The sequence below is a fragment of the Arenibacter sp. 6A1 genome (assembly GCF_012272855.1).
Classification (GTDB): domain Bacteria; phylum Bacteroidota; class Bacteroidia; order Flavobacteriales; family Flavobacteriaceae; genus Arenibacter.
In genome coordinates this window covers 98,202-110,961 of sequence record NZ_JAAXCQ010000007.1, presented here as the reverse complement: position 1 = coordinate 110,961, position 12,760 = coordinate 98,202, and the positions used below count along the sequence as shown (strand labels likewise).

The 12,760-nt window shown below is 40.0% G+C and carries 9 protein-coding genes; 4 read left to right on the top strand and 5 right to left on the bottom strand.

The window, feature by feature from the left end; genetic code table 11:
- Positions 1-27: 27 nt before the first annotated feature.
- Entirely contained in the window at positions 28-1,029 is a 1,002-nt protein-coding gene (locus tag HCG49_RS08060) for an AAA family ATPase (protein WP_168469028.1), read from the bottom strand.
- A 561-nt stretch (positions 1,030-1,590) separates the two neighbouring features.
- Between HCG49_RS08060 and HCG49_RS08055 the strand changes: the two genes are divergently transcribed.
- The gene (locus HCG49_RS08055; RefSeq protein ID WP_168469027.1) at positions 1,591-2,364 is read left to right on the top strand and encodes an SDR family NAD(P)-dependent oxidoreductase; all 774 of its coding nucleotides are present in this window, start codon (positions 1,591-1,593) and stop codon (positions 2,362-2,364) included.
- Positions 2,361-3,497 carry an ATP-binding protein gene (locus HCG49_RS08050; protein WP_168469026.1) on the top strand — a complete coding sequence of 379 codons (1,137 nt, stop codon included), beginning with the start codon at positions 2,361-2,363 and terminating at the stop codon, positions 3,495-3,497. The genes HCG49_RS08055 and HCG49_RS08050 overlap by 4 nt, the downstream gene beginning before the upstream one ends.
- 14 nt (positions 3,498-3,511) lie before the next feature.
- Here the strand turns inward: HCG49_RS08050 and HCG49_RS08045 are convergent, their stop codons facing one another.
- A complete protein-coding gene (locus tag HCG49_RS08045) occupies positions 3,512-4,468 on the bottom strand; it encodes a carbohydrate kinase family protein (protein WP_168469025.1) in 957 nt (318 codons plus the stop codon).
- Between the two features lie 116 nt (positions 4,469-4,584).
- A complete protein-coding gene (locus HCG49_RS08040) occupies positions 4,585-7,137 on the bottom strand; it encodes an adenosylcobalamin-dependent ribonucleoside-diphosphate reductase (protein ID WP_168469024.1) in 2,553 nt (850 codons plus the stop codon).
- Between the two features lie 342 nt (positions 7,138-7,479).
- Here HCG49_RS08040 and HCG49_RS08035 point away from each other — a divergent pair, with 342 nt between their 5' ends.
- Positions 7,480-8,205 carry a metallophosphoesterase family protein gene (locus HCG49_RS08035; protein ID WP_168469023.1) on the top strand — a complete coding sequence of 242 codons (726 nt, stop codon included), beginning with the start codon at positions 7,480-7,482 and terminating at the stop codon, positions 8,203-8,205.
- A gap of 62 nt (positions 8,206-8,267) precedes the next feature.
- Positions 8,268-9,266 (top strand): acyl-ACP desaturase, encoded by a 999-nt coding sequence (locus tag HCG49_RS08030; RefSeq protein WP_072763356.1) that lies wholly within the window; start codon positions 8,268-8,270, stop codon positions 9,264-9,266.
- 362 nt (positions 9,267-9,628) lie between these two features.
- Here HCG49_RS08030 and HCG49_RS08025 read toward each other — a convergent pair whose 3' ends face one another.
- Both HCG49_RS08025 and HCG49_RS08020 read right to left on the bottom strand, forming a co-directional pair.
- Positions 9,629-10,207 carry a hypothetical protein gene (locus HCG49_RS08025; RefSeq protein ID WP_168469022.1) on the bottom strand — a complete coding sequence of 193 codons (579 nt, stop codon included), beginning with the start codon at positions 10,205-10,207 and terminating at the stop codon, positions 9,629-9,631.
- A 919-nt stretch (positions 10,208-11,126) separates the two neighbouring features.
- On the bottom strand, positions 11,127-12,680 hold the full coding sequence (locus HCG49_RS08020; RefSeq protein WP_168469021.1) for an aldehyde dehydrogenase family protein: 1,554 nt from the start codon (positions 12,678-12,680) through the stop codon (positions 11,127-11,129).
- Between the last annotated feature and the right edge of the window lie 80 nt (positions 12,681-12,760).

Below are 12,760 nucleotides of genomic sequence, written 5' to 3'. Positions count from 1 at the left end.
ACAGTGTTCTAAAAACTACCCACTGTTTTAAGGAACTTCAATCTCGTTGACGATCTTATTGATAATGTCTTCTGAGGTTATGTTTTCTGCTTCGGCCTCATAGGTAATCCCAATTCTATGACGTAAAACATCATGTACTACGGCACGAACGTCTTCGGGCACCACATAGCCTCTTCTTTTGATAAAGGCATAGCATTTTGCAGCAGTAGCCAGGTTGATACTTCCTCTTGGCGAAGCTCCAAAACTTATCAAAGGTTTAAGGGAAGCCAAGTTGTATTTTTCAGGATAACGACTGGCGAAAACAATATCGAGAATATATTTCTCTATTTTTTCGTCCATATACACTTCTTTGACCGCTTTCTGGGCACTTAAGATCTGGTCTACAGAAATGACGGGCTTTACTTGCTCGTAAGCACCATTAAGGTTTTGACGAATAATTAACTGCTCTTCGGCCAGTTTTGGGTAGTCTATAACCGTTTTTAACATAAAACGGTCTACCTGAGCCTCAGGCAACGGATAAGTTCCTTCTTGTTCTACAGGGTTTTGGGTGGCCATCACCAAAAATGGTTTGTCCAATATAAAGGTTTCATCACCAATGGTAACCTGCTTTTCCTGCATGGCTTCCAATAAGGCCGATTGTACCTTTGCCGGAGCTCGGTTTATCTCATCAGCCAATACAAAATTAGCGAATATAGGACCCTTTTTGATGGAGAAATCATTGACTTTCATGTTGTAAATCATGGTTCCCACAACATCTGCAGGCAATAAATCTGGCGTAAACTGTATACGGCTAAAACTTCCTTTTACGGCCTTCGCCAAAGTGTTGATGGCAAGAGTCTTGGCAAGTCCTGGAACCCCTTCCAATAATATATGTCCCTGCCCTAAAAGCCCTATCAGTAAGCGTTCGATCATATGTTTCTGACCAACGATTACTTTGTTCATCTCTAAAATAAGAAGGTCAATAAAAGCACTCTCCTGCGCAATTTTCTCATTTACGGCGCTGATATCTACCGAAGTATTTTCTTCCATATAATGCTATTGTTTATCTATTTGGTTTAAATTCCGTTATAACTAACTTCATGCAAATTGAAAATTTATTTAGTTATAGCTTGTTAATGTATGGTTAAATGTTAAAAGTGGCATCAATTTTTATGAAGTAATTAAGGGATTTTTTCATAATATCACAAACTTATGTAAAAGAAAGTGGCTTATTCAAAAATCAACTCCAAACTTTTAACAGCCAAGATAAAAGCAATTCTTTAAAAAATGTAAAAGACCTCGCAAAAAAAAACAAAAAACACTTCTAAACAAGCGATAATTCCGGCTCATATTAAGGATTGAATACTTTAGGATATTAAATAAGCGATGCTTTAAAGAGTGGTTTCACTTACCCTAATATAAAAATGCTCCCGGTTTTTGTACCTATCAATAGCTTCTTTAAAAAGAGGGGGTCTCAGTCGTGCATCCATGGTCTTCGCAAGTAAAAAAATAAAGTCCTCTAGGGGTTGTTTTGAATGTCCGGATGTTTGTCCCATACGATGTTATGTCTTATTTTTATAGGGCGTAATATAAATCGCCTAACTATATTTTATGAGTAAAACAGATCAAGAAAAACCAATTGCCTTTATTACAGGCGCCACTAGTGGTATCGGTATGGAAACCGCGAAACTTTTCGCTACCCATAAAATAAATTTAGTGTTGTGCGGAAGAAGGATTACGGAATTGGAGAAATTAAAAAAGGAACTCTCTGTACATACCAAGGTCTGTATTTTAAATTTTGATGTTCGGGATAAAAAGGCTGTTTTTGAAGCTGTTGATGGACTCCCAGAAGATTTTTCCGAAATAGACATTTTAATAAATAATGCTGGGAATGCTCATGGGTTAGACCCTATAGAAGAAGGTAGTTTAGACGATTGGGAAGCCATGATAGATATCAATGTCAAAGGCTTGTTGTACGTGTCCAAGGCCATTTTGCCTAAAATGATAGCACGTAAAGCCGGGCATATTATTAATATAGGTTCCACGGCAGGGAAGGAAGTATATCCTAAGGGAAACGTGTATTGTGCTAGTAAGCATGCCGTTGATGCTATTAACCAAGGGATGCGGATAGACTTAAACCAATACGGAATACGGGTAGGAGCGGTGAATCCTGGCCTGGTAGATACAGAATTTAGCAAGGTCCGTTTTAAAGGAGATCAGGAGAAGGCTTCCAAAGTGTATCAAGGGTTTCAGCCATTAAAACCAGAAGATATCGCAGATATTATCCATTTTGTAGTGACACGGCCCTATCATGTAAATATAGCAGATTTAATAGTCATGCCAACGGCCCAAGCTAGTAGTACTATCGTTAATAGAAATTCATGATCAATAAACGCCTTCTTGTTAAAAACCTTTTAGCTCATAACGACGAGAATAGTTTTTATGATAAGAAGCGCTTTATAGATATTGGCCAGAAAGAAGGGAAAGGAAAGTTTTTGAAACATGTTTGTGCCTTGGCCAATAGTAATCCCAATAACCATTCTTTTATAGTTGTAGGGGTAGAGGATGAAGAAAATAAAATTGTAGGGGTCGATTTTTTCGACGATAGCAAAATTCAGAATTTGGTCAATGCCTACATAGATAATCCTCCCCTGATTTCGTACGAGAATATTCCTTTTCCACATTTGCCTATAAATAAGGTGGTGGGGCTGGTGACCATTAGATCTAATGGCAAGGTCTGTTCCCTGCGAAAAAATATATGGAAATATTATGGAGGGGCGGTATTTTTTAGGGAAGGCAGTATTAGTATGCCTAAGGCCTACGGAATAGAGTTAAAGGATATCAATTCTCAAGTAGTAGCCACCATAGAACAACATGCGAAAAACAATATTGAACTGACCCTGGATGGGGTGGTCGATTTCTTAAACCTTAGGCACAAGGACCTAACGAGTAATTATAAGGTGTTTAAAGAACAATTTGTTGTTTGTTGGGCCGGAAATCAGAAAAAAGTAAAAGAACATACCTATTATTCCCGAGTTGATATCGAACTGATCAATGAACAAGTGAAATTGTTTTATTCGGAATTCGACGAAATTACTATTGCCTATGATGAGGATTCTTTTACAACTATAGAATATATACAATTGGGGCTCAGTTCTCAGCAAAAGTATTACCCCTTAGAAAAAATGGTGATTACCTTTTTTGAAAACGGAACCTATACTATTAAGAGCGATTTAATCTTTGAGCCGCCTTTATACGATAAAAGAAGTCTTCACCATATATTTAATGCCAAAGTGGCCTTGTTAAAAAAGATAGAAAAGGGAATTCGGTTGGATGCCGTCGAAAGAAAAGATTTAGGTTCCTTACCAGATACCCTGTTGGTTTGTTATATCAGCGGCTTTGAAGTAGCTAAAGTATACTTGGAAAAAGCAAAACCGCTACTTAAAAATTACGATTTAAGCGTATACCGATCCGTAAAGGAGTCTTTGCGTATTATTCGTAAGATGACCTATAATTAAGCAGTTCAAAATCCTTAACGAAGAGGGTAACTGTCAAGCTGAGCTTGGTCGGGGAGGGCGGCTATAGCTCCAAAATTAGTAGTGGTAATGGCGCCTGCCTTATTGGCTTCTGACACCATCTCTTCTAATTGTGCTCCGTGTTCCCATAGCGACAAGGGGTTTTCTTTTGTGGCCAGTATTTTTAATAAACACCCTATAAAAGCATCGCCTGCTCCGGTGGTATCTATTGGGCTTACCTTAATTGTTGGGATTATTTTTTTAAGGGTCGGAGTACTTAAATAAGTGCCTTTTTCACCCAAGGTAACTGTTATTATTTTTGTGCCCAGAGCATGAAGTATTTCACAGGCCTCTTCTAGTGTTTGTTTTCCGCTGAGCAGTTGGGCTTCTTCCAGGCTAAATTTACATAGGTGTGCCTTAGCGATATAGGGTCGGCATTTCTTAATAAAAATAGCTTCAGAGCCTTTCCATAGGTCCCCTCTAAAATTGGGATCGTAACTGATAAATACATTGTTTTTGGCAGCGTCTTTTAAATAAAGCGCGTAGGTTTCTTCTAAGGGACCGCCCAAAAGAGCTGTTGCAGCTCCAAAATGGACAATATTTCCGTTAAACTGAGCTGATAGTTCAGGGTGGTATGTTAATTCCCTGTCTGCTCCCCTGCTAAAGACAAAGTCCCTTTCTCCGTCCGAAGCAATGGATACAAAGGCCAAAGTGGTAAAGGTTTTGGAGCGTTGGGCAAAGGAAATATCTACCCCAGATTCCGTAAGGGTATTAAGTAAGAAAGACCCAAACGGATCTTCGCCTATACACCCTACAAAAGCACTTTCTCCGCCAAGTTTGCTGATGGCACAGGCGACATTGGCCGGGGCACCTCCTGCTTTTTTTGTAAATTCGGTAGCCTTGGAAAGATCACTGCCCTGCTTTTCGGCAATGAAATCAATCAATAACTCTCCGATACAAAAAACATTTTTCATCCGCTTTCCTTATTTAATAGCATAAATTAAGTAGAAATATGCACTAAAACTAGCTATGCCTCTAAATTTATAAATTTAGGGGCATAGCTTTCTAAAATAAAATCTCAATTAAAGACCTATCCGCATTTCGAAGATCCACAATCCTTACAGGTAAGGCAGCCTTCTTGGTAGATCAGGTTGTTAGAGTTGCAGGCCTCGCATTTTTGGCCCTTTACTTCTGTACCGTCTTCTACATATCGTTTTAAGGCTCTGGCCACACCATTTTTCCAGGTGTTGATAGATTCGCTGTCCAATTGTAAGCTGTTAATAAGGTCTACCACATTTTCAATGGGCATTCCGTGTCTTAGGGTGCTCGAAATTAATTTGGCATAGTTCCAATATTCTGGGTCAAACTTATGGGAAAGCCCTTCAATAGTTGTTTTGTAGCCTCTTTTGTTCTTGTATTGAAAATCGTAACGTGAGGAACCGTCGTCATTTCTGTTCTTTATGATTAAACCATTATTTACCCAACGAGGAATTAGTATCCCATCTTCATCATCGGCCATCCCGGTGAAAATTTCATAAGGCTTGTTGTTTATCAATCCAATAAAGGCGATCCATTTTTCCTTGTTGTTCTGAAGTCTTACCACATCGGCCTCCAATATCTGTGGGCGCTTGGTAGGAAAAGGCGTAAGGGCCTCTTCCTCCTCCTTTTTCGCAGGTTCATTGGAAATTAAAACACCGGACCTAGATCCGTCTCGGTATACGGTAACGCCTTTACAACCAGCTTTCCAAGCTTCTAAGTACAATTTCCCTACCAACTCTTCGGTAGCGTCATTGGGAAGGTTTATGGTGACACTGATGCTGTGGTCTACCCATTTTTGTACCGCCCCTTGCAAACGCACCTTGCTAAGCCAATCTACATCATTAGAGGTCGCTTTGTAGTAAGGAGACTTGGCCACGATTTTTTGTAATTCTTCGTGACTGTAGTTTTTTGTGGTGTCTATACCGTTCACGGACATCCACTGTTTAAATTTATGATGGAAAACGGTGTATTCTTCCCAAGAATCACCAACCTCATCTACAAAATCTACCCGTACATCCTTATCGTTGGGGTTAACTTTGCGACGGCGCTTGTAAACAGGAAGGAAAACAGGTTCAATGCCCGAAGTTGTTTGAGTCATTAAACTGGTGGTTCCTGTTGGGGCTATGGTCAATAATGCAATATTCCTTCGTCCAAATTCTAACATCTGATAGTAGAGTTCTTCATCGGCCTCCTTAAGACGAAGAATGAAGGGGTTGTTTTTTTCTCGTTCGGCATCAAAAATGTCAAAGGCGCCTCGGTCTTTGGCCAAATGCACAGAAGCCCTATAAGCCTCTAAAGCGATGGTTTTATGTACTTCAATAGAGAAGGAGTTAGCCTTGTCGCTTCCGTAACGCAGGCCTAATGCCGCTAACATATCGCCCTCGGCAGTAATGCCTATCCCGGTACGGCGGCCTTGGGCAGCTTTTTCTTTAATGTTGTTCCATAAGTTATATTCTACCGCCTTGGTGCTTTCCAGTTCAGGGTCCGATTTTATTTTTTCTAGAATAACATCGATCTTTTCCAATTCAAGATCAATAATGTTGTCCATAATACGCTGTGCATCGGCAATATGTTTTTTGAATAAGTCGAAATTAAAACTAGCCTCCTTGGTAAAGGGCTGGTCTACATACGAGAAAAGATTTATGGCCAACAATCGGCAAGAATCGTATGGGCACAAGGGAATTTCACCACAAGGATTGGTAGAGACCGTTTTGTATCCTAAATCAGAATAACAATCAGGAACGGATTCATTGATAATGGTATCCCAGAAAAGAATCCCTGGTTCTGCCGACTGCCATGCGTTATGCACTATTTTACCCCAAAGTTTTTGAGCATCAATAGTTTTCTCCACCTTGGGAGAGTCACTGTGGATGGGGAATTTTTGGGTGTAAGGGACATTGGTGTCCACAGATTGCATAAAAGCATCATCTATTCTAACGGAAACATTGGCGCCGGTTACTTTTCCTTGCTCCATTTTTGCGTCGATAAAATCTTCTGCATCCGGATGGTTTATAGAAACCGATAACATTAAGGCGCCCCTTCTTCCGTCTTGTGCTACTTCTCGTGTGCTGTTAGAGTACCGTTCCATAAAAGGGACTAGGCCCGTAGAGGTAAGGGCCGAATTTTTTACTGCGGACGACTTTGGGCGTATGTGCGACAAGTCGTGCCCTACACCGCCACGGCGCTTCATCAGCTGTACCTGCTCTTGGTCTATTTTCATGATGCCCCCATAAGAATCGGATTGCCCATCGTTGCCAATGACAAAGCAGTTAGATAGGGATGCAATTTGAAATGGATTGCCTATGCCGGCCATCGGGCTCCCTTGGGGGACGATGTATTTGAAATTTTTGATAAGGTCAAAAATTTGCTCCTCGGTTTTAGGATTGGGGTGCTTTTTTTCTATGCGGGCGATCTCCTTTGCAATCCTACGATGCATATCATCCGGTGTCAACTCATAAATATTGCCTTCAGAGTCCTTAAGGGCATACTTGTTTATCCATACCCTTGCGGCAAGATCATCTCCTTTAAAATAGGCAAGAGAAGCTTCAAACGCTTCTTCTTGGGTATAGGTCTTTTGTGGTCTTTGGGCTATTTCAGTCGACATAGAATAAGATTTTAAGGTGAATGTGTTTATAGTATCGAGACAAAAGTATTAAAAATAAATTCAACAAAAAGATGACTTAAATCATGAATGTTTACAAGAAAAAGTAGTTAAAAACCTGATAAGCAGTTGTGTAGGGAATTTTAAAATGTAAAAAGTGTGCAAATAAAAATTATTATTTTTTTAATCTGAATTTGTTTCTTATACCGTTTTGTGTGTATTTAATCGGATAGGGCCTATGGATACGCAGTTTAAGTGATATGTCATTCGCCTTCATCATTTTAACATTTTTGGAAATTTTCTTTTTAGTATTGTTATTACAGCGCTATTTGCGATTTTTGCACAATGAGAATACTGGTAATTGGAGATGTCCACGCTGGATTAAAAGCGCTACAACAGGCAATGGAAAGAGCCAAAGTCACGCCCGACGACCATTTGATCTTTTTAGGAGATTATGTCGATGGGTGGAGTGAAGCCGTAGGAACCGTTAATTTTTTAATGGAGTTAAAAGATACCTATAGCTGTACCTTTTTACGGGGGAACCATGATGAACTGTGTCTCGATTGGCTGCAAAGCGGCGAGGACAACCATCTTTGGTTGCAGCACGGTGGCAATGCCACACTGCAATCTTACAGACAGCTGGCCGAAACAAAAAAAGAAGCCCATATCCAGTTTTTCAATGCTTTGGAAAATTATTATTTAGATGAAGAAAATCGCTTGTTTCTTCATGCAGGATTTACTAACTTAAAGGGTGTAACAGAAGAGTATTTTACAAAGACCCTTTATTGGGATAGAACCTTATGGGAATTGGCCTTGTCCCTAGATCCAAAACTAACCTTAAAGGATGCTGTTTATCCGCAAAGACTAACGCATTACAAGGAGATCTTTATAGGCCATACCCCAGTGACAAGGATAGGAAAAACAACCCCGCAAAATGCAGCGAATGTTTGGAATATCGATACCGGAGCGGCTTTTATGGGCCCATTGACCATCATGGATGCCAACACCAAGGAATATTGGCAAAGCGACCCGGTACATAAGTTTTACCCTTTAGAAAAGGGTAGAAACTAAATTTAATGCCCTAGGTGGGCAATATTTCAAGATTAATAAAGATATTTACAAAAAATTATACTATGTCAAATAAGAACGTTAGAATAGAAGTAATGAAAGCCATAGAGAGCAAGGTAGAAGGCTTTATAGACTCATACCTTATTCCTATAAATGATATTTGGCAGCCTACAGATTTTTTACCTAATTCTGAAAGTGATACCTTTTTAGACGATGTTCACCAAATTCGTGAAGAAGCCAAGGAATTGGGGTATGATCTATGGGTGACTTTGGTGGCCGATACCATTACAGAAGAGGCTTTGCCTACTTATGAATCATGGTTGATGGATGTAGAAGGGATAGATCAACATGGAGAAAATAAAAATGGCTGGTCCAAATGGGTGCGCCATTGGACCGCAGAAGAGAATAGACATGGCGATGTCCTAAATAAATATCTGTATTTGTCAGGTAGGGTAAATATGCGCGAAATGGAAATCACTACCCAACATCTTATTGCCGATGGTTTCGATATCGGAACGGATAGGGATCCATACAAAAACTTTGTGTACACCTCTTTTCAAGAATTGGCGACCAACATCTCTCATAAAAGAGTAGGTCAAATGTGTAAAAAAGGCGGCAATTCCCTGTTAGGGAAAATGTGTACCATTATCGCTGGTGACGAAATGCGCCACCATTTGGCTTATAGGGAGTTTGTGAAGGTAATCTTTGAACAGGACCCTAGTCAGATGATGCTGGCCTTTGCAGATATGATGAAGAAAAAGATTGTGATGCCTGCACATTTCCTAAGAGAGTCTGGAGGAGAGATCGGTTCGGCATTCGAAACTTTCTCAAATTGCGCTCAGAGACTTGGGGTGTATACCGCACAGGATTATATCGACATATTGAAAAAACTGAATTCTTATTGGGAATTAGATAGTATTAGAGCCCTAAATGACGATGCCGAAAGGGCAAGGGATTATCTGATGAAATTACCGGACAGATTAGAGCGTATTGCTAGTAGGATGAAATATCCAGAAGACCAGTACAAGTTCAAATGGGTCGAGGCCAATGGTAGAATGGTATAAAACGAAAGCCGGTTATTGTAACCGGCTTTTTTTATGGACTTTTTTAAGCGATTTTTTCCATGCACCTCACAAGGCCGTTTACAGTCATATGTAAGTGGGGCCAATTTTAAATTTGTATAAATGGAAACATTATAATTTGGGCGTTCCCTCCTTCGTCGGTCGGGCGCTTGGCTATATCCCTTGCCATGCTGCGGGGATGCCGCCGCGCTCCCTAACGCGGTATGTTATATACATGAAGCCAGTGCTCAATTGCCAAGTAGCAGGGCGTTAAAAAGGCCTTTAAACCGTTCTTATAAGTATCAGTTGGGAAAAAGGATATAATATAAGCCCATGTTGCCCTGTTTTTGAGCCCTTACCATAAATTACAGCTTACCTCTCTTATGTTCGTCTTGCCATCTTTGTAGTTCCTTCCATTTGCCTTCATAAGCCATTTTAGCTTGTAATGGCCATGACGAAGGGTCGTGGATTTTATAACGGTCGCCACCAGAACGCAACACCTCCTGGCATTTAGATACCGATGATTCCGATAACGCTTGCCAGGTGGTAATGTCGAAAGAATGGAATAATAGCTGAATTTTTGGACCTATACCTTCCACTACTTTTAAGTCGTTTTCCTTAATACTTTTCCCCAAGGCCGCCTTGGCAGCAGTAGCACTAAAAGGAATCGAATTATTAGCTGTAGCCGAGGTTGCTTTGGTCATCGATGGGGGCGTAATCGCATTCGAATGTATGGGAGCAGCATTCATTTCCGTTAGCTTTTGGTTACAGGCCAATAAGTCGGCCTCCAATTTATCGTTCTTGCTTCTCAGGCTTGTTAATTCTGCCGAATGTTCGGGAGCTACAAATTTGCCTTTGCCCATAAAATATCCTATGATGGCACAAATGATTCCAACTATAATCAGAATTATCAAGCTCCAGCCGTTCAGATTTTCAACGTTCATATTAGTGTGGTTTTAAATATAGGTTTATTGTTTTTTTTTTTGGTGATTAGTGGTTTCTCGTACTTCTTTCCGAACAACGCTTTAAAATATCTGGACGCCGTATGTCCCTCTTAACAGGTCGTTGAATTTTTACCTTTCGAAGGAGTAGGGGAAGTAGATCAGAAGAGCTGTGGGCAACAATAATGCTTATAAATAACGGGCTTTGCTAGGTTTTTCTTTTGGTCATCGTTGGCTTGGGTTAATGGTTGTAGTCTACAATGTATTAAAAAAATCTTAAAAAGATTAATAACTTAGACGAAAAATATTCTTTATCAGCTAGTTAAGAACGATGTAGTATATAAGGAGATTCCTTATTTTCTGCTGAAAAACCTTTTTTCTCCATGTTATAGGAGCGGAAAATACAGCATAGTGGACATTTATACAGCTATGGTTGTCAGATGTACATAACTAGATTGTTTTCATTGTTTTAGGTTGTATTTTAGAGTCCCTTAAAAATAAAATGCTACCGGTCCATGGTAGGACGGCTTGCAATGGAAGGTCGAGTTTTGGGCACTCCTTAAGCCATAAAGTTAAATGTGAAGGCAAAAAAGATAAAAGACGTATGAGGTGTATCACCTAAGAAAAAAGAGTAACAACCCCTTACAATAAAACAAATGAAGACACTAATGAAAATTTGGAAATTTGTGTGTATGGTTGTATTGCTTGGAGCACAGTCACTGCTCCGCGGAAGATGGTCTGTAGATGAGACAAAGTCCCTTAAAAATAGAACAATAGAACAATAGAATAAAAGTATTGGACCCTGAGTATAAAAGGGGAATAATTGAAGGTTTTTTATTTGAGTTAGTTAGCTGTAAAGCCCGCTATTTGCCGAATTTGATTCTGTATATAGCGGGCTTTTAGTTATAAAGTTACAAGGGGATTACAAATCAAATTTTATCCCTTGTGCCAAAGGCAACTCTGTTGTGTAATTAATGGTATTGGTTTGTCTTCTCATATACACTTTCCAAGCATCTGAGCCAGATTCACGTCCGCCACCAGTTTCTTTTTCTCCTCCAAAGGCACCGCCAATTTCGGCACCCGAAGTTCCTATGTTTACGTTGGCAATACCGCAATCCGAACCGTTTACCGATAAGAACCTTTCTGCTTCCCTTAGGTTATTGGTCATAATGGCCGAAGATAATCCCTGGGCTACCCCATTTTGTATTTCCAAGGCATTTTCTACATCCCCAGAATATTTTAACAGATACAATACAGGGGCAAAAGTTTCGTGTTGTACAATAGAATAGGAAGGTTGCGCTTCGGAAATAGCTGGTTTTACATAGCAGCCGCTTTCGTATCCGTTACCGCTTAAAACTCCACCTTCTACTATAATATTACCACCTTCTTCTACTACTTTAGTTAAAGCATTCTGATACATTTTTACTGCATCGGTATCGATCAGTGGCCCAACATGGTTGTTTTCGTCCAATGGGTTCCCAATGCGTAGTTGTTTATAAGCAGTTACTACGGCATTTTTAACGGTATCGTAAATATCCTCATGGATGATCAGTCTACGGGTAGAAGTACATCGCTGTCCGGCAGTACCTACAGCACCGAATACAGCACCTATAACGGTCATTTTAATATCGGCATCCGGAGTCACAATAATGGCGTTGTTACCACCGAGCTCCAATAAGGATTTTCCTAGGCGTCCGGCAACCTCTTGGGCAACTATTTTACCCATTCTGGTAGATCCTGTGGCAGATATTAAAGGAACTCTGACATCTTTGGTCATAAGCTCTCCTACTTGGTAATCGCCATTGATTAAATTAGAGATCCCTTCAGGCAAATTATTGGCCTTAAAGACGTCTGCAGCGATTTTTTGACAGGCAATACCGCATAAAGGTGTTTTTTCACTCGGTTTCCATATACATACATCTCCACAGACCCATGCTAAGGCCGTATTCCACGCCCATACCGCTACTGGGAAATTGAAGGCCGAAATAATACCTACTACTCCCAAAGGATGGTATTGCTCGTACATCCTATGACCTGGTCTTTCGGAATGCATGGTAAGTCCGTGCAATTGTCTGGACAAGCCAACAGCGAAATCACAGATATCGATCATTTCCTGTACCTCGCCCAATCCTTCTTGGTAACTTTTTCCCATTTCATAGGATACTAATTTCCCTAAAGGTTCCTTTAGTTCGCGCAATTTATCGCCAAACTGGCGTACAATTTCACCTCTCAAAGGGGCAGGCTTGGTTCTCCATGTTTTAAAAGCCGATGTAGCGGCAGTAATTACTTTATCATAGTCTTCTGGGGTAGTGGCCTGTACCTTTGCAATTAAGGCTCCATCTACAGGAGAATAAGACGATATGATTTCTCCAGAAGAAAAGTTTTCGGATCCAGTAGAAGTGCCTGGATTAATATCTTGAATCCCTAATTGCTTAAGGGCATCATTAATTCCGAAGGTTTTTGCAATTTGTGACATTTTATAACTTTTTTATTTATAAATGTTAGATTTATACAAAGCTATACATTTAGACTTTGTATTGCTAATTGCCATAAATA